The 17,558-nt window shown below is 60.3% G+C and carries 13 protein-coding genes; 8 read left to right on the forward strand and 5 right to left on the reverse strand.

Features of this window, described 5'->3' with window-relative positions; translation table 11 throughout:
• Positions 1-8: 8 nt before the first annotated feature.
• Positions 9-2,009 (reverse strand): type VI secretion system Vgr family protein, encoded by a 2,001-nt coding sequence (locus H2LOC_RS17110; protein WP_136497482.1) that lies wholly within the window; start codon positions 2,007-2,009, stop codon positions 9-11.
• 402 nt (positions 2,010-2,411) lie between these two features.
• On the opposite strand from H2LOC_RS17110, the gene H2LOC_RS17115 reads away from it, so the two are divergent.
• Complete coding sequence (locus H2LOC_RS17115; RefSeq protein WP_136497481.1) at positions 2,412-3,926, forward strand: type VI secretion system protein TssA; 1,515 nt, start codon at positions 2,412-2,414, stop codon at positions 3,924-3,926.
• A gap of 41 nt (positions 3,927-3,967) precedes the next feature.
• Here the strand turns inward: H2LOC_RS17115 and H2LOC_RS17120 are convergent, their stop codons facing one another.
• The 4 genes from H2LOC_RS17120 to H2LOC_RS17135 all read right to left on the reverse strand — a co-directional run bounded on the left by H2LOC_RS17120 (position 3,968) and on the right by H2LOC_RS17135 (position 9,646).
• Entirely contained in the window at positions 3,968-5,686 is a 1,719-nt protein-coding gene (locus H2LOC_RS17120) for a hypothetical protein (protein WP_136497480.1), read from the reverse strand.
• Between the two features lie 103 nt (positions 5,687-5,789).
• Positions 5,790-6,971: a DUF4424 family protein gene (locus H2LOC_RS17125; RefSeq protein WP_162009796.1), complete on the reverse strand. Its 1,182-nt coding sequence runs from the start codon at positions 6,969-6,971 to the stop codon at positions 5,790-5,792.
• Positions 6,972-7,029: 58 nt separating this feature from the next.
• Positions 7,030-7,677, reverse strand: a complete 648-nt coding sequence (locus H2LOC_RS17130) for a DUF4384 domain-containing protein (protein WP_246207207.1) — start codon at positions 7,675-7,677, stop codon at positions 7,030-7,032.
• An 85-nt stretch (positions 7,678-7,762) separates the two neighbouring features.
• On the reverse strand, positions 7,763-9,646 hold the full coding sequence (locus H2LOC_RS17135; protein WP_136497477.1) for a caspase family protein: 1,884 nt from the start codon (positions 9,644-9,646) through the stop codon (positions 7,763-7,765).
• A 1,020-nt stretch (positions 9,647-10,666) separates the two neighbouring features.
• On the opposite strand from H2LOC_RS17135, the gene tssB reads away from it, so the two are divergent.
• The 7 genes from tssB to tssG all read left to right on the forward strand — a co-directional run bounded on the left by tssB (position 10,667) and on the right by tssG (position 17,546).
• Positions 10,667-11,191 (forward strand): type VI secretion system contractile sheath small subunit, encoded by a 525-nt coding sequence (tssB, locus tag H2LOC_RS17140; protein WP_136497476.1) that lies wholly within the window; start codon positions 10,667-10,669, stop codon positions 11,189-11,191.
• A gap of 18 nt (positions 11,192-11,209) precedes the next feature.
• Complete coding sequence (tssC, locus tag H2LOC_RS17145) at positions 11,210-12,703, forward strand: type VI secretion system contractile sheath large subunit (protein ID WP_136497475.1); 1,494 nt, start codon at positions 11,210-11,212, stop codon at positions 12,701-12,703.
• A 105-nt stretch (positions 12,704-12,808) separates the two neighbouring features.
• Positions 12,809-13,294 carry an Hcp family type VI secretion system effector gene (locus tag H2LOC_RS17150; protein WP_136497474.1) on the forward strand — a complete coding sequence of 162 codons (486 nt, stop codon included), beginning with the start codon at positions 12,809-12,811 and terminating at the stop codon, positions 13,292-13,294.
• A gap of 158 nt (positions 13,295-13,452) precedes the next feature.
• Complete coding sequence (locus H2LOC_RS17155) at positions 13,453-13,938, forward strand: Hcp family type VI secretion system effector (protein WP_136497473.1); 486 nt, start codon at positions 13,453-13,455, stop codon at positions 13,936-13,938.
• A gap of 19 nt (positions 13,939-13,957) precedes the next feature.
• Complete coding sequence (locus H2LOC_RS17160; RefSeq protein ID WP_162009798.1) at positions 13,958-14,500, forward strand: type VI secretion system baseplate subunit TssE; 543 nt, start codon at positions 13,958-13,960, stop codon at positions 14,498-14,500.
• A gap of 2 nt (positions 14,501-14,502) precedes the next feature.
• The gene (gene tssF / locus H2LOC_RS17165) at positions 14,503-16,449 is read left to right on the forward strand and encodes a type VI secretion system baseplate subunit TssF (protein WP_136497471.1); all 1,947 of its coding nucleotides are present in this window, start codon (positions 14,503-14,505) and stop codon (positions 16,447-16,449) included.
• Positions 16,446-17,546 (forward strand): type VI secretion system baseplate subunit TssG, encoded by a 1,101-nt coding sequence (tssG, locus tag H2LOC_RS17170; RefSeq protein ID WP_246206872.1) that lies wholly within the window; start codon positions 16,446-16,448, stop codon positions 17,544-17,546. Before tssF ends, tssG begins: the two co-directional genes overlap by 4 nt.
• Positions 17,547-17,558: the final 12 nt, after the last annotated feature.

Raw genomic sequence — 17,558 nt, forward strand, 5'->3', positions numbered from 1 at the left:
CTAAATCCTCAACCCGCCGGCGGCACGACGACGCCGGTCGCCACCATCGGTCCGGCCACCACCATGGGGCCTTCTTCGGTGATCACGCCGGGGCCGATGGTGAAGGTCGCACCGCCAGCCTCGAGCACGATCGACACGCCGGCTGTGATTGTGATCGTCGCGCCGGCCTCGATGTTGATGGCCCCGCCCGCCATGATCGTTATTTCACCGCCGGCTTCGACGCTGATGGCGCCGCCAACCTGGGTGCTCTGATCGGCTGCAACCTTCGTCGAGCAGGTTGCGCCGATGGTGGCGCTGCGATTGGTTCCGACGGTGACTTTGTCTTCCATGGCGATCGTCGTCTTGCGGCTGCCGCTCTCGAGGCTGAGTTCGTCGTCGCCCATCTTGATCGTCGTCTTGCGCGAAGATTGCCCGACCGGCGTCTCGAAGCGCTCGCCGATCGTGCGCGTTTCCGCGTGGAGTATCTGGGACTCGAGATCCTTTTCGGCGTGCAGCCGGATTTTCTCGGAAGCCTTCTGGTCCTCGAACATGAATTCGTTGTAGCCGGCGCCGCCCTTCGAGCTGTTGGACTTGACTCCAGACCGCGTTTTGTTGCTCGGCAGCGAATAGGGATAACCGTTGTCAGCGTTGTAAACCGCCCCCACGATCAGGGGCCGATCGGGGTCGCCTTCAAGAAACTCGACGACGACCTCCATGCCGATGCGCGGAATGAACTGTCCGCCCCATTTGGCGCCGGCCCACATTTGGGCGACGCGAACCCAGCAGGAGCGCGCATCCTCGCGGTCCCAGTAGAAGCAAACCTTGACGCGCCCGTAGCCATCGTCGTCTACGTCGATTTCTTCCCCATCCTTGTCCTTGCGCGCCACCACTTTCGCGGTCTGGGGGCCGTGAATGATCGGTTTGCGCGCAGTCATCGGCGCGCGATATTGCTGGTCTTTGGGGTGCAGCTCATATTCGCCGCTGTAGGGCCGAAAATCCGTCGGAGCGGCGCCCGCCTCCGAACGATAGCGCTCCATCGAGAAACGATGGACGCAATGCGCAATGAGATATTGTTTGTTCTCGGCCGCGTCTGGATATTTGTCCAGGGAGACCAGTCCTCCGGGGAAAAAATCCGCGGCCTCGCCTTCCGCAAAACGGCGATGGTCGAGCGCCTGTTCCGCTTCGAGTCGAAATTTCGCGTAATCCTTGCCGTCTCCCCGTTCACTGTATTTGCCGGGATAATCATAGAACTCCATTTGCGCCTTGGCGTATTTTTCGGCGCCTTCGGCGTCGCCGGTCATATCGGCGTTCGGTTTCTTGAAATCATAATCGCGCAAAGTCACCTTGCCGGTGCGCAAACGCCGGCTTGAAGACCAGCTGTGAATCCTGCGCTTTTCAAAGTGCGAAGCGCCGGCTTTTTTCGCGGCGTAATCGATGCTGGCGCCGATCGGCAAAGGTTGGTGGGACGAAGGCGCATCGGCCAGCACCATCTTATGCCCATCATTTGAATGCTCGAAGAAGTAATAGATTCCGTGCTGCTCCATGAGCCGGGAAACCAGGTTGAAATCGGTTTCGCGATATTGCACGCAGTATTCAAGCTTTGGACCGTTCGACGAAGCCGCGTTTCGGAAGTCGACGCCACGCTTGCGCAAGACTTCCTGAATAATATCCATTGCCGACTTCTCGTGCCAAATAAAACAGTTGGTCGTGCGGGTCAACAGCCATAGCGTCGGGCGCAGCAGAAATCTGTAGGAATAAAGATCGCCGCGCATTCCGGTCGCCTGGGCTTCGACGGAGACGCCATTGAAAGAGCGCTGGCCGTTTCGTCCGAGATCGAGCGTGACCGTACAGGCGCGTCCGAGGATTTGATCGAAGTCGATTGCGGCTTCTTTGCTGAGCGCATCGACCTGGTATTCAAAGAGTTCGCTCAGGCCTTCGGAGGCCTCGAACGCTTCGAGAGCGAGAGTATTCTCGCCCAGCGGAGTCGTGAAAGCGGCAATGCGCTTCGTCTGATCTAGATCCGCGTCCATCTCGCGCGCTCGCCTCTAAATGCTTCCGAGTTGGTTGTTGTCTCCAATAGAGAGACATTACCTCGCCTGAATCCGTTATCCAAGGGATACGCCGTTTCCGACCGTCGAAGTGTGGGATTTGCCACAGGGCCGTCGGGGGGCCGAATCCGGGCCGATGCTCTGAAGCGCCCAAGGCTGTAGTGGGATAATCGTTTCGTCTCCCGCGATTTTTCTGCGAAGGCTTGGTTCTCTATGCCGCAATGGCCGCGCACAGCCTCTCCCGCCCGCGACTTCTCTTGAAAACGGTGAAGGCGAGGCCGCTTGTGCAAGAAATACTATTCAGCTACCGTTCGAGACGATGCGCAAACCTGCCGCATTCGGACGCCAAGCGCGACGTTTCGCAAACCATGATTGATCGCTCAAATGTCCCGGATTGATTTGGCTTCGGCGGCGAAGCCGCTCAGCGAAACCGACCCCTGCGGCCTCGACCTCGATATTGCCGGTGACGAAGATTATTTGAACTTCGTCGCCATCGCCGAAGGTCTGCTGCCGACCGAATATTTCAGAGACGGAGAAGCTTTCGTCAGCACGGGAACGGAATTCGAGGACCATATTGCGCGCATCGCGCCGCTGCTCGCGCGGACCCGCGATGTAAGGCTGTTCAGTCTGCTGGCGCGGTTCTCGATCTTGCGCCGCGATTATGCGCGGTTCGCATCGTGCCTCGACGCCATTGCGGGCTTGTTCGAAGAACATTGGAATGACGTGCATCCGCGCGCCGACGGCGGTTCGTACGTGTTGCGCGCCGCGGCGCTCAGCCCGTTGAATGAGCCGACGGTCGTGTTCCCGCTGCAATATATGCCGCTCGCGGAAGACAAGCGGCTGGGCTCCGTCACCTATCGTGCGCGCATGTGCGCCGAAGGCGCAGCCAAGCCGCGGGACGGCGAGAAGATTTTGCCGTTGCCGACGATCCTGCAAATCTTGCGCGAGAGCGATACGGAGCGCCTTGCGGCGACGATCGACCTCGCCAGTCGCCTTGCCGCCTCCGTGGAGCGGATCCACACTGCCTTCGCGGAACATTGCGGACTAGAGAAAACGCCGACGCTCAACAGGATTCGAGAAACTGTCGTGGGCATAAGGGCGACGCTCAAAGAGGCGGCCAAGACCGACGACGAACCGGGAACGGAAGCCGAGGGCGATGCTTCGGCGATCATGCTCAGGCCCGGCAAGCTCGCCAAGGCGGGGGACGCGCGGCGCGCGCTGGACGCGGCGATCGCCTATTTCCGGCGACAAGAGCCCTCGAGTCCCGTCCTGCCGCTCATAGCGCAGGCGCGCGAAATACAGGGCAAGCCATTTGCCTCGGTCATGGAGGCGTTGCTGCCGCGCAAGGCGGGGGACGCCGAATTCATGATTGGCGATCGCAAGCGTTTCGCATTGCCTCTGGAACTCCTAGCGCCGATTACGCCGGAAGCGGATGGCTATGCCGAAGATGTTTCAGACGACGACGAAGAACCTGATCAAGCTCCGGACGAGGCTTTTATCGAAGACGCCAGAGACGGGAGCGCCGTCGAGGAGGGCTTGGAGGAGCGTGATGGAGAAGATCGAGTTTCAGCAAGTTCAGAAGACGAGATTGCGCCGGATGCCGAGAGTCTGATTGAAGCGGCGCAGCTCGACGCGGACGCTGGAGATCGTGTCATCTCCGAAGGCCGGCGCATAGGGCTCGCGAAGCCTGCTCGCGCGAAGGCCGACTTCGCAGCGGCGACCCGTGCCGAGGCTATGTCGTTGCTCGACGACGTGGCGCAATATTTTCAGGTCGCCGAGCCCTCGAGCCCCATCCCCTGGCTGATCGCCTGTGCGAAGAATGTAGCCAATCAGGATTTCCTGAGCTTGCTCGGTTCCGTATTGCCTGAAGATGCGTTGCGGGATCGCGATGAAAATTGAGGTCCCGAAGCGGGTTCAGTCTCTGGGGGCGAAAAGGCGCGTCATCGATACACGGCCTGCGCGTTCGCCTCGTTGACGAGCCCACGAAACCGGACCGGGCGATAGCCGCGCGCAAGCAGCGACGCCAGCGGATAAACATTGCGGCAGACTTTGCCGTTGCAACCGCCCGTCGAGGATTCAATGACCTCAGCGCGCTTATCCGGTGTGAATTTTACGAACAGCATCACATGCGAACCGGGCTTGTTGAGCGCGTCGCCAGGAAGCAGATCCCAGGGGTTTTGGAGCTGACGCGCGATCGCGGGAATCGCGATCGTCGTGAAATGGGTGGAAAGCCCCCAGGTCGCGCTCACGAAGGCTGAGCAATCGACTCCGATCACATCCGGACGGGGATTGTCGCGCGTGCAGACATTGCCCGCGAGGCGGCCGGAGCTGATGGCTCCCGCGATTTTTGCGAGACTACCGTGACAACCCCAGCAATAGGGGATGCCGACGACGTCAGAATTGAGCTTGCCGTGCAGATAGCCCGGGCGCCGGATACGATTGAAGCCGCTGCACGAACGGTCGGGATCCGGACCATAGGCGCCGGGGTTGACGCGCCAACGCGCATTGGCGAATTGCAGCGCAGTGTCGATCACATGCCGGCGATCCAACACGCGCAACGCCGCGTTCGCGCCGAGATTCACATTGGCGAAGCTGGGGCCGCCGGTCGAGCCGCCAGGGGCGGGCGGGCTGTAATCAGGCGACTTCGGATGCGGCGGCGACAAGTCCACTACGTCGCCTTTTCTGAAGGGGCGAAAGCCTACGTTCAAAAGATCGACGGCGCTGTGGCGGGTGCGCAAGAAATATACGTCACCATCGGTGGAAATCGTGACGAAGCGGCGCGATAGCGCCACGCTTGGATCAAACGGCAATTGATAGGCGCCCTCGAGCGCGCCATTCGGCCCAAAGCGCGCGACAAACGCATAGACGTCGCCGTTCGCGTCATTGGGGATGTTTTCAGCCAGCAGATAGATGCGTCCCGAGCGGTCGACATCGAGGAGTTCGACCGAGCCGAGGCGGTTCGGGACCCGCAGCATGAGCTTACCGATCGGCGACTTGTTCTCTGACTGCAAATTGATCGAGACGCCGGCGTCGCCCTTGGCCGCGAATTCGGCCATGACTCTGCCCTTGCCATGCGAAGCGACCACCTGACGGGGACGAACTCCAGGCTTTGCGCCGATGCTGCGGGCGATTTCATCGGCCGTGTCGTCACGGGAGAGTTGTTCCGAACCCATCTGCGCGAAAGCCGATAAAACCGCTTCGTCCGACGGCGGCGCCTGCGTGTAACTGAGGCTCCTCGTTACGCCGTCCCCTGCGGCTGACGCCCTCAAAGCTTGTGGTTCGCCATCCCAGACGTAAATGTTCTCATGCATTACGACGAGATCGCTTGGATGGGCGCCCTCCGGCAATTGCAGCGAACGTGCGCGTTCGCCAGAGGCTTTCGGATTGAACTGCAACACGCGCCGATTGACTTGATCCAGGAGGTAAACCTCGCCGTTGTCGCCGGAATAGATCGCCTGCGGTCCCTCGGACTCGCCGCGATCGCGAGGCATGGAAGGATCGAAGCTGGCGTCGACATAGCCGACCGCGTCCGGGCCGGCGCCGACCTTGAAACTACGCACGAGTCCGTCCTCGGCGCTGGCGGCTGCAGTGAAACCGGCGAGCAGCGCGGGCGCCAATATGCAGCTCCTGCCAACGATCTTACGCGTGAATTTGAGCATGGCGCTTTCCTTCCAACGCCGTTATCCTTTGCGACGCCTTGTCGCAATGAAGCTCACAATCGAATTATCAATCGTGCGCTTTCGCACAAAGCTGCCTGAATGCTCACTCCGGTCCTACGAGGATGATCTTGAGCGGCTGCAGGGGCGTGAAATCTGTGGCGCGCATTTCGAAAGCGGTCGATGAAACACGCTTCAAATTATTCATGCAAAAGCTGACGACGCGGTCCTTCTTGGCCTTGTCCACAAGGAGCCTGAATTCCTTGACCGGCATCGGCGGCGAACCGGTAGCGAGATCGAGCGCAATCCGCCACTCGCGCAGATTTGCGACATTTGCGACCGGCGGCGGGGCGGCAGGCTTGGCGGTTTCGGCCGCCGGCGGCGGAGGCGAATCGCTCTGCTGGAAGAGAGAGAATGGAAAGAAGCTTGGGACGGGATCCGGCTTCGCGACGCTCTTGGCGGATTCTTTCCCGGCCTCCAAATTTTTCGTCTGCTCGATATAGGTCGAGACAAGCTTATCCACGCCGGCGTACACAGCATGGTCCGGGCAATATTCGACACGACGTCTTTCGATCTCGGCGGCGAGCCCGCGCTGCGATCGCAACGGCTCGCGCCAGACGCTGTCTTTGCTTACGCCAAGGCTCGTACGATAACGCAGTTCGATCGAGAGGCTCTGCCCGGCCGCGATCGAGAGATTGGCGCGCCCCGTGGTCTTGACGATCCAGGTGGGAAAATACAGGGTTTCGCCCGCTTGATTGGTTCCCGACCGCGCCAGCAATCCCTGGTCGGCGAGCTTTTCGCGCGCCCCACGCCCAAGTGCGGAAAGCTGATTCTGGAACCCGTCGACCGGAACCAAAGGCAGATGATTGGCGCGCAATTGCGGCGACACGTCTTTATCATTCGCAAAGGCGGATTGCGTGAAGACGAAATTCAACGGCTTCTGGTCCGCGCTGGCCTTAATTTCCATGAAGTTCGTCGGATCTGTCCCCGGTATGGCCAGGGAGGCGTCCGGATCGTTGAAGTCGAGATCCGGTAGCGGCATCGTCAAGACGGTCGTCAGCGCTTCGGCGCTGGAATTGCTGATCCGATATTTGAGGCGGATTGAATGCGGGTCGACCGAAACATCTTGCGAATCGATGACAAGCGCGCCTTCCGACGATGAGTTCGCGAAGCTCGGGCCGCGTTGCAATAGTTCCGTCAGGCTCTCTTGCGCGTAAGACGCCTCAGGCGCGGTCAACAGCGCCAAAACAGCAACGAGCGCGTTGCACATTCGTCTCGAACGGATCATCGTGCTCGTCCTTTTTATCGATCGCGCCATCACAGTCATTGGAAGAACCGAGACAATATCAATCTATCGCATAATAAGCGACGGCGACGGACCACTGAGGCGCTTGCGCCTTGGCGCGGCGCCCGGCGGTGATGACGGTCAGAGCGCGCATGCTCTCGCGAATGAAAGCTGCAGCCTCCTTTTGCCCGGCAAGCGGCGTTGGAACATCCGGGAGATCGACGATTTGCAGCGGCGCCTCGCTCAAAACGGCGACGATCATGCCGACGCCCTTCGGCGCGGACGCAACGAAGCCATAGGCCGCGTCGTGGGCTGCCTTTGGTAAGGTCGCAGGATTCCCCGGCGTGACCAAATTCGCCTTGGAGTCGACGCCGCCCTGACCGGCCAGCATGAGGTCGTTGGGATAGATTTGGCTCAACCTTCCAGTAGCGTCAACGTCGAGCACGACGAGAAACCCCGCCCTTTTCGTCGTAACTCGAAACGTCATTTTGTCTCCGAGCGAAAAGCGTCGTTGCGGCAATACCGCTACGCTGACGCCAGCGGGATTGCTCTCCACCGGGTTGGCGTCGGCGTCCTCTGGCAGAACCGCCAATTTTTCTTGCGCCGGCTTGGCGTCGTCAATCACGCGGATCGAGCGGCGCGGCCCGGCTTCCTGCGCAAACGCCGGGGCGACGAGCAGCAGCGCAACCGGCAAAAATGAGAAGCGCATCACGAACGGGATCCTCTCAGCCCAGAGTCTTTCTTCAAGGGTGTCTTCTTCACGCGAACCGGCGCCGACTTCGATCGAAAACAGTTTAGGGTGCGGTGAAGAGGCTGATAACGCCGACGGCCGCGTCTTCCTGGGCGTATTGGCTCATGGCCTCGACTGCCTTGTATGGGTTGCGCCGTCCGTCGAGCTGCCGGATCGCTTCTTCGAGCTCCGCCTGCCGGCGTGCCGCCGACACTGAGATAATCGCATCGGCGCCGAAGGGTTCGCGCACGAAGAATTGCAGCGGAACTCTCTGTTGCGATTGACCGAGCACCGGGGCGTCGGAGCCACGGGGATAGAGCAGCTGGAGCGTGCCATCGCCGGCAATATCGAACAATATCAACGAGCGCCCCGCGAGCCCCGTAACTTCGACCTCGACCTGCTCGCTCTTGTGATGGAGCTTGTCGTTCGGCAGAAGCCTCATGGTTTGCGGCGCTTGCGCGGCGCGGCCTTTGAACCAGCGAATCGCCGCCGCACGGTCGATGACGATCGGGAGATCCTCCCGCGCGACGTTGTGGGCGATGACGTCGCCGCCAGCGAGCACATCTTTCGAGGCAGGGTCCCAGATCAGATCGGCGTCCGCGCGTTGCGCAACCGCCTGATACGGGCCGTGCGGCGCAAGCTGCGCCAGTGGCCTGGTCTGCCCATCCAGCGTCGCGATACGGATCGGGTCGTCCTTGCTCGGAGCCGTCTTCATTCTCGGCGCCGGCGGCTCGACTGGTGAATCAGGCGATTGAATATCGACAGGAATGATTTCGAGACTGCCCGGGGCGGATTGCGTCGAGGCGCCCACGGGTTCTACACGGACGCCGCGCCCAAAACGGGCGATTGCGTCCGCGCCGGAAGCGGCGCCCGATGCATAAGCGGCAGCGATCTGCTGGCGTTGGTCTGTGAGCTGATAGGTGACGTCACGCACATAAGACAGCAATTCGTCCACGGTGAGCAGCCCGTCGCCGTTCAAATCCGCCGCCCCGGCGAAAGCGCGCGCCACGGCGTAGCTCAAGGCGCCGCGAAAGCCTGCGCCGGCAAGAAAAATTTCCGGGGCCTTGCTGTTGCGGTCCGCCGCCGAAAGGAAAATCGAGCGCTTGAAATCGACGGGCGACATCATCGCATCGGCGCGAGTCGCAACCGATTTCAAATCGTCGCCGAGCGGCGTGAAGGTCACTGAGCGGTAGCGCAAATCGCCGCCCCGGGGATCGGCCTCGCGCATGAGCGCCCCGCCATGAAAGGCGTCGGCTACAAAGATCACGCGCGCGCCTTTGTCCTCGAGAGCCGCGATGAAATGGTTGAACTCCGAATGCAGCATCTTCTCGGACGCGAGCTTCCGGTCCTTGGGGTCGAAGTTCGCGAGCAGGAAAACGGCCTCCATGCCGTCCGGCTCCGAACCCGTCCACCGCTCCGGCTCTTGCGCGCCGTGGCCCGCCAGCGAAACAAGGACCGTGTCGTTGTGGCGCACGCGCGCCAGCAGATCGTCGAATGCGCGTAAAATGCTTGAGCGATCGGCCTGCGCGTCGAGCAGCAACGTGACATCGGAGGCGCCGATCTTCCGCATGCTCGCTCCTATGTCCCGAGCGTCGGCGACGGCGCCCTTCAAAGCAGGCTCCCGGCGATAGTTATCGATCCCGATTATCAGAGCTCGGGTTTCGCCGCCCGCTTCGGAGCAAGCCGGACGCGGGAGTGCGAGCGCAGCGAAAGCGAGTGCGAAAGTCAGTGCGACCGTCCGTTGCATGGGCGCCATTGTCATGCTGCCACTCTTTCGGATCTTCAAATTCAACGTGTCCCGCCGCGTCACTCTAATTAAAGATCCCCGGCGGGCAAAGCCTTTCCGTGGACTACCGGCCCGCCACGACCCAAAGTCGCCCGAGCGTCTCCGCCTGAAAAAACCTAGCCCTCTTGGCTGATCTTTCGCCAAACGCGCCTTGAAGATCATTCATCCGCCGTTGTTTTCCTTTCTGGCGTTTTTGCCGAAAGTAGATGTCTCGGACAAACGAGCGGACTTCAATTTCATAAACGTAATAACGGGCGCTGGATCGCGACGTGGCAAAACGCACAGCCTGCAGTGCGCCTCTGCTTTGGGCCCTGAGGCGCAAAATGGGCTCCCGTGCCTGTCCGCGCTTGGCTCGTTCTCCGCTCTTGTCACGCGGATTTTGCGACACCGCGAAAGTGTCGCTCGCTCAAGTCAAAGGCCTTGCCGCATCAAGGCGACTCAGTCGATCATTTGGAATCGCTTCCCACCTCTCCGGCTCAAACCGGACAAATCCTCTGCGATGTAATCTGGAGCGGTCATCTGCGATATACACTTTCGATTTAGGGCTGCTTTACAAAGCTTGACTGCACGAAAACCTGCGACTAGTCTCAATCCTAATGTATACGACCGTTCAAGGGGCGCCTGTCGTGGCGGCGGTTGACGTGAATATATTTGGCGACGTTTTACGCACATCTAGGCTTAGGAGCGTCTGGGTCCCGGTCTTCCGGACCGGGGCGGCGTTCGTGGACAAGCGAACCGGATTCGCTTTGGGCAATATTGGGCGCCGCCTTTCGATCAAACTGATGCCGACCTCCGATGAGGCGGCGGACGCCGCCGGCGCACACGCCAGCATCGCCTCACTTCGTGAATGAGCCGCGACCCAGCCTGGGTCTGTGCGATTTCGCGGCCGTCCCGGCCGCACGCCCATGCGGCCTTTGGCTCCTGGCGGCAACCGTGACGACGCCCCGGAACAGCATCTCTGCCTGGTGGGAGCACTGTGGGTTTACTCACATTCATTCGCGCCGAGAGCGGAGATATTTCGTTTTATGACGGAGAGCTTAAGGGAACAAACGCTCTTAATGCCGGCTTGCTCGATTTCCTGGCGAGCCATGCTCCGTTCGCAGCCTCGGTTTGTCCGAGACAGGTCCGCTTCGGCGGTCCTGCGAACCCGAAGCGCGGGGGCGCCCGCAAAGGAGAAGTGTCATGGCTCGGCCCAGTGATAGTGGACAGAAATTCATCAGTCGCAACCGTCCGCCGCGTGTCCAGATCGTCTACGAGAACCCGAACAACGCGGAAGAGAAGATCGAACTTCCTTTCGTCATGGGCGTTATGGCCGATCTTTCGGGCAATGCTTCCGGCGTAGAAAAACAGGAGGTGGCGCAACGAAAATTCCTCGATATCGACATGGATAATTTCGAACGGCGCATGGAGGCGATCAGCCCGGGCGTCTCGTTGCGCGTCGCCAACAAGCTCGCCGATGAGCCGGGCGAAAAACTTTCGATCAATCTGAAGTTCCAGCGGATGGAGGATTTCGGTCCTGCCGCAATCGCCGAACAGACGCCGGCTTTGAAGAAGCTCCTGGATGCGCGCACGCAGCTCGCAAATCTTCTGCGTTACATGGACGGCAAGGTCGCAGCGGAAGAACAGCTTCGCAAGCTGCTCAAAGATCCGCAACTTATGGCGGCGTTGCGTCAGCATTTTCCTGATCAGCAGAACAACGAACAATAAGTGAAGAGGAGATCATCCATGTCGCAAGAACAAGCTCCCGACAAAGAACTCCTCCCGCAGGCCGGACAGGATTTCGAAGATTTTTCGCAGCTGCTGAAACAAAGCTTCAAGCCGCGCACCGAGCGGGCTGAAACCGAGGTGCAGAGCGCCGTATCGACCTTGATCAAGGAAGCGCTGGCGGACTCGACCGTCGTCAAAGAGGACGTGATCGACACGATCGAGTCGATGATCGCGGCGATCGACGAAAAATTGACGTCCCAGATCAACGAGATTTTGCACGCGCCGGAATTTCAGCAGATCGAATCGGCATGGCGCGGCCTGTACCATCTCGTCTACAACTCCGAAACCGACGCGATGCTGAAAATTCGCGTCATGAACGCCTCCAAGGAGGAGCTTTATCGCCATCTGCGCCAATATCCGGCGGCGGCGTGGGACCAAAGCCCGCTGTTCAAACGGGTCTATGAGGAGGAGTTCGGTCAGCTTGGCGGCCAACCCTACGGCTGCCTCATCGGCGACTATTATTTTTCACATCGCGCTACCGATGTGCAACTGCTGCGCGATCTCTCGAAGATCGCGGCGTCGGCGCATGCGCCCTTCATCTCGGCCGCCGATCCCATCCTCATGGGCATGGACAGCTGGACCGAACTCGCCAATCCTCGCGATCTTTCCAAATTGTTCGATACGCCGGACTATGCGGCATGGAAGAGCTTGCGCGACTCCGATGACGCGAAATATCTCGGCCTCTGTCTGCCGCGCGTGCTTTCACGCATGCCTTACGGCGCCAAATCCGAACCCGTGTCGCAATTCGCCTTCGAGGAAGAAACCGACGGCCACTCGGGCGAAAACTACGCCTGGATGAACGCCGCCTACGCGATGGCGACCAACATCAATCGCGCCTTCAAGGAATATGGGTGGTGCTCGCGCATCCGCGGCGTGGAGTCGGGCGGAGAGGTCGATAATCTGCCGACGCACACCTTCCCGACCGACGATGGCGGCGTCGATCTCAAATGCCCCACGGAGATCGCGATCAGTGACCGGCGCGAGGCCGAGCTCGCCAAGTCCGGACTGATGCCGCTCATTCACCGCAAGAACACCGATCGCGCCGCCTTCATCGGCGCCCAGTCGCTGTTCAAACCCAAGGCCTATCAGAACAATCCGGATGCGACGGCCTCGAGCAATCTCGCCTCGCGCCTGCCTTATATGTTCGCGGTCAGCCGCTTCGCGCATTATCTGAAATGCATGGTGCGCGACAAGATCGGCTCCTACAAGGAGAAAGAGCAGCTCGAGCGCTGGCTGCACAACTGGATAATGGATTACGTCGACGGCGACCCCGTTCATTCCAGCGAGGTCACGAAGGCGAAGCGGCCCTTGGCCGGCGCCAAGATCAGCATCGTTCCGAACGAAGAGAACCCCGGTTACTACTCCGCGACGCTGGAACTGCGCCCCCATTTCCAGCTGGAAGGCATGGATATCGGCCTGCGCCTCGTGTCGCGACTGCCGACCGGAGAATGATGGGGCTCGAAGCACGCAATGTGATTTTACCCACGGCCGAAAAATAGAATTCAGCACATGATCAGGCGTCGTCGATAGAGACGAACACGAAACAGGAGAAAAACAATGGCGGTAGATGCATTTCTCAAGATCGATGGAGTCAAGGGCGAGTCCAAGGTCAAAGGGATGAATGATTGGATCGATATTCTGGACGTGAATTTCTCGATCCACAACCGGGCCAGTTCGCATTACGGCGGCGGACAGGGCGTCGGCAGGGCCGATTTCGGCGACATCTCCTTCGTCAAGCGCTATGACAAGGCTTCGCCGACGCTGATGCTGTTCTGCGCCAACGGCAAGCACATCGACAAGGTTGAGGTTATCCTGCGCAAGGCCGGCGGCGACAATGCGCTGGATTTCCTGAAGATCGAGATGAAGCGCTGCTTCGTCACCAGCGTCGTCCCCTCGGGCCTCACCTCCGGCGATGGCATGGAGCAGCTCAGCCTCTCTTTCGAGGAGTTCGATCTCACCTACCAGGAGCAGGACGAAAAGGGCAAGAAAGCCGACGCGGCGAAGTTCTTCTACGACGTCAAAGCTCAGGAGAAGAAAAACTAAAATGGCGATTGGCGCCGCCCCGAGCGGCGCCTCGCCAAAATATCGAAGTCGCCGCACGCCTTGGGCGGCGACGGGGGCAGACAGGCCGACGCGCGGGACTTTTTCGGTTTTCCCGCCGTCGTCTTCCAAACACGGTGCAAGGGCGCAGGGTCTAGGTCATGGGCACGACGAATTACACCCTTCAGATCGAAAGCGTGCGCGGCGAAACCAAGCGCAACGGCAAGACCGACCTTATTGAAGTGCTCGGCTTTGAATATGGCGTCAGCGCGGGACATTTTCAGGGCGAAGCCGGACACAAGCGGCGCAGCTACACGAATGTCCGCTTCACGAAACTGACCGACCGCTCCAGCGTCACCATTCAGCAGATGCTCGCGCAGAACTCCAAAATTCGGCAGGCGACTCTTTCGCTGACGAAATCCGGGGGCGACGAACCTCTGGTTTATTACAAAGTCGTTCTGAAAGACGGCTTTTTCACCTCATTCAAGATTCGCGGCGAGGACGCCGCCGACGAATATGCTTCGATGCCTCGCGAGGAATTCGAGATCAGCTTCCGGCGCATCGAAATCGAATATGAAGAGCAGAGCGAAAAGGGCGTGAAGGGCGGCAGCGTTTCCTTCGCCGACGATATCGCAACCAACGAATAGCCCCCGAAAGGAGCGTCCATTGGCCCAGTCGCAACAGAGCAAACGTCTCAGTCCTTCGCTGACCTACGTGTTTCGGCAGGCGCACAAGGCCAGAGACGCCGGGGCGGGCGCCTCCGGGAGCGAAGGCGGGCTACGCTCGGGCGCCCTGCGCGCCACCCAGCGCGCCATCATCAACGAAGCTGATCTGCGTCGCGACGTAGCCCAGGACGTCGAAACGCTGCTCAACTGCATATCGCTCGAAAGCGCCCTGAATCTTCATGATTTTCCTCACGTCAGGGAGTCGGCGCTCAACTACGGCTTTCCGAGCATCGCCAGCCGCACCATGGATGAACTGGAGCGCTCGGGATTGGAGTCGGAGATCGAACGGGTGCTGCGCACCTTTGAGCCGCGTCTCATCGCCTCCTCGCTTCGCGTGCAGCGCGATCGCCGGGTGGATGCGGTCGAGCTCAAGATCCGCTATGTTGTGCAAGCCGATCTCGCCTGCGAGCCGGTCGCCCTTCCAATCGAATTTGTCGCGGACGTCGAAGTGACGACCGGCAAGATACAGATCAAGACGCGCTAGCCATGAACCGGGAATTTCTCGACCTCTATAATCGTGAACTCGATCTGCTTTACGATCACGCCCGCGAATTTGCGGAGGAGTATCCGGGCATTGCAGGGCGCCTCGGCGGCTTGACGCGCGAAGCGATGGACCCCTCCATCATGGGCCTTCTCGAAGGCTCGGCTTTCCTTGCCTCGAGAGTTCAGCTCAAACTGAAGCATGAGTTTCCCGAATTCATCAACAATCTGCTGGAGCAACTGGTCCCGAACTTTCTTGCGCCGACGCCGGCGATGACGCTTGTCAAGGTGCGTCCGCCCGCGGGCGATCCTTCGCTGCGAGAGGGGCGGGGCATTCCGCGCGGCGCCGTCCTCGACGCCGTCTATGCCGAGAACGAACGCAAAGTCGCCTGCCGCTACAAGCTCTCGGCTCCCATCCGGCTGTGGCCCTTCGAGATCACCGAGGCTGAATATTTTTCCAGCGCCGCGCCCTTGCAGGCTCTGGGGCTCAAAGCGAGCAGCGAAGTCGCCGCGGGCTTGAAGCTGACGCTGGAAATGCGTGACGCCCCCGGCGCCGCAGAAGCCGGGCGGGGGGCGCCGGAATCCTGGTTTTCGGCCTGCGCAATCAAAAACCTGCCCATTCATCTCTTAGGCGCCGAGAGTGACGCAATCGCGCTCTACGAGCAGATCTTTGCGCATTGCGTCGGCGCGTGGCTCCGGTGCGCCGACGAGTTCGGCGACCCCGTCGTCTCGGCGCTAGATAAGAGCGCCATCACACAGATCGGTTTCGACGAGGGCGAGGCGCTGCTGCCCGGCGACGACCGGGTGTTCCGGGGCTTTGAGCTGCTGCGGGAATATTTCGTCTTTCCGCGCAAATTCATGGCTTTCGATCTCGGCGGGCTGGAGTCGGCAAAGGAAGCGATGAAGGCCAAGACCGTGAGCGTCATTCTGGCCTTCGATGAAATCAATGCGAGTCTGGCGGCCGCCGTGCAGCCTCGCATGTTCTCGCTCTATACGGCGCCGGCGGTCAATCTGTTCGAGATGACCACCGATCGTGTGCAGTTGCGCAAGAGCGAGCATGAATATCTGGTGGTTCCCGACCGCAGCAAGCCGATCGATTTCGAACCCCACCGGATTCTGGACGTCTACGCCCATCTGCAAGGCGGCGGTGAAAAAATTGCGGTGCGTCCGCTCTATTCCGCGCAGCCGGGTTCCGCCCACAGCAAGGATTACTATTATACGATCCGTCGTCTGCCGCGCCGTCGCTCACAGGAGGAAAAAAAGCGCGGCTTCGCCGAGAATTACCTCGGTTCCGATGTTTACCTCTCGATCGGCGAGGCGACTTCGCTCAACGATGATGCTCCAATTTCGGAACTCAGCGTGCGCGCGCTGTGCTCCAACCGGCATCTGCCTGAACATTTGCCCTGGGGCGCCGGCTCCTCGGATTTCAGGTTCGCAGATGACGTGTCGCTTGACGTTATGAGCGTCGCCGCGCCAAGCCCGCCGCGCGAGCCCATCGTATCGCAAATGCGCAGCAGGACCGAAACCGCGCATACGGGCATCGTCGCCTGGCGTCTCCTCAACATGCTCAATTTGAACTTTTTGGGTCTCGTCGAGCGGGGGGCGGGCAAGAATGCTGCGGCGCTGCGCGAAATCCTGGCGACATTCGCCGATTTCTCCGACAGTTCAGTCGAACGGCGGCTGCGTGGCGTAAGGTCGGTCGAGAGCAAGCAGGTCGTCAGGCGCTTGCGTCGTGCGAGCGGCGTAGGAGCGGCGTCGGGCATCGAGGTGACTGTGGCGCTCGACGACAAGGCTTTTGAAGGCTCAGGCGTCTTCCTCCTCGGCGCCATCCTGGATCGCTTTCTCAGCGAATACGCCAGCCTCAACAATTTCACGCAACTCGTCGTGCGCACGACTGAACGCGGCGTCATCATGCGCTGGCCCCCGCGCATCGGGTCACGGAGGCTGCTGTGAGCTATTTCAAGGATTTCGAACAACAGCCCTGGCGCTTCGATTTTTTCGACCTGGCGAGGCATATAGAGCGCTCGCTCGGGAGCGGCTCTTCAATATCGCTTGGCCCGCGTCCGCGGATCGGCGACAGCGCTTCGCGCAAGGACGAGACGATCGATATCGACGGCCGCGCGGTCAAACTGTCGTTCGGACAGGATCCCTGGATGGCATTTCCGGGCTCCAATGTCTCCGCGGCCCAATGGCGCCCGCGAAACGACGTCATATCCCCGGAATTCGATCAGGACGCTCCACCGGAACCGGACAGGCTGCATTTCGTCGCGAAGTTCTTGGGACTCCTCGGGCCGCAGGGAGCCCTGCCGCTGTCGCAGACCGAAGAAACATATGGCTGGCTGCTCGAACACGACTCGGCGTACGCGCATTTTCTCGACATCTTCAACAATCGCTTTTTGCAATTATTCTATCGCGCCTGGGCCGATGCGCGCCCGATCGTTCAGCATGATCGGCCCGATTGCGACCGCTTCGGCGCCTATGTGAATTCCGTCATCGGAGTCGGCTCGCCCGCCTTCGCGAATGTGAGCGCCGCGCCCTCCGGGATATCGCTTTATGCAGGCGTATTGGGAACGCGCATAAAATCCTCCTCGCGGCTCAAAGCCGCGATCCGGGGATTGTTCGGCGTTGCGGTCGAGATCGAAGAGTTGGTCGGCGGCTGGCTCGTCTTCGAAGAAAGCGACCTCTCCAGGATCGGACGCAAGAATTGCGGACTTGGTTCAGATCTCATGCTGGGCGCAGCTTCCTTCAGCGTGCAAGACAGGTTTCGCATTCGCATCATCGTCGAGAATATCGCCCGCTATCGCGATTTCCTGCCGGCTGGCGAAGACTGCCGCAAGCTTGCGGACCTCGTATTTTTCCATATCGGCGAGGAGATGAACTGGGACGTCGAAATCGCTCTTCCGGCCTCCCAGGCGACGCCTGTGCGCTTGGGGGAGGCCGGGGAACTCGGCTGGACCAGTTGGATGGCGCCGGATCTCGAAGCCGGCGGACTTCGCAGCGAAGCGAGATTTAATCCGGCCGAATGCGCGCGGCGCAAAGCGGCGATTTAGAGGAAATTTGCC

The sequence above is a fragment of the Methylocystis heyeri genome, from assembly GCF_004802635.2.
GTDB classification, from domain to species: Bacteria; Pseudomonadota; Alphaproteobacteria; order Rhizobiales; family Beijerinckiaceae; genus Methylocystis; species Methylocystis heyeri.

Excerpts from the sequence above, each read along its gene's own strand:
- H2LOC_RS17110 (WP_136497482.1), bottom strand. The coding sequence starts at position 2,009 with ATGGACGCGGATCTAGATCAGACGAAGCGCATTGCCGCTTTCACGACT.
- H2LOC_RS17115 (WP_136497481.1), top strand. The coding sequence starts at position 2,412 with ATGTCCCGGATTGATTTGGCTTCGGCGGCGAAGCCGCTCAGCGAAACC.
- H2LOC_RS17120 (WP_136497480.1), bottom strand. The coding sequence starts at position 5,686 with ATGCTCAAATTCACGCGTAAGATCGTTGGCAGGAGCTGCATATTGGCG.
- H2LOC_RS17125 (WP_162009796.1), bottom strand. The coding sequence starts at position 6,971 with ATGATCCGTTCGAGACGAATGTGCAACGCGCTCGTTGCTGTTTTGGCG.
- H2LOC_RS17130 (WP_246207207.1), bottom strand. The coding sequence starts at position 7,677 with ATGCGCTTCTCATTTTTGCCGGTTGCGCTGCTGCTCGTCGCCCCGGCG.
- H2LOC_RS17135 (WP_136497477.1), bottom strand. The coding sequence starts at position 9,646 with ATGATCTTCAAGGCGCGTTTGGCGAAAGATCAGCCAAGAGGGCTAGGT.
- tssB (WP_136497476.1), top strand. The coding sequence starts at position 10,667 with ATGGCTCGGCCCAGTGATAGTGGACAGAAATTCATCAGTCGCAACCGT.
- tssC (WP_136497475.1), top strand. The coding sequence starts at position 11,210 with ATGTCGCAAGAACAAGCTCCCGACAAAGAACTCCTCCCGCAGGCCGGA.
- H2LOC_RS17150 (WP_136497474.1), top strand. The coding sequence starts at position 12,809 with ATGGCGGTAGATGCATTTCTCAAGATCGATGGAGTCAAGGGCGAGTCC.
- H2LOC_RS17155 (WP_136497473.1), top strand. The coding sequence starts at position 13,453 with ATGGGCACGACGAATTACACCCTTCAGATCGAAAGCGTGCGCGGCGAA.
- tssF (WP_136497471.1), top strand. The coding sequence starts at position 14,503 with ATGAACCGGGAATTTCTCGACCTCTATAATCGTGAACTCGATCTGCTT.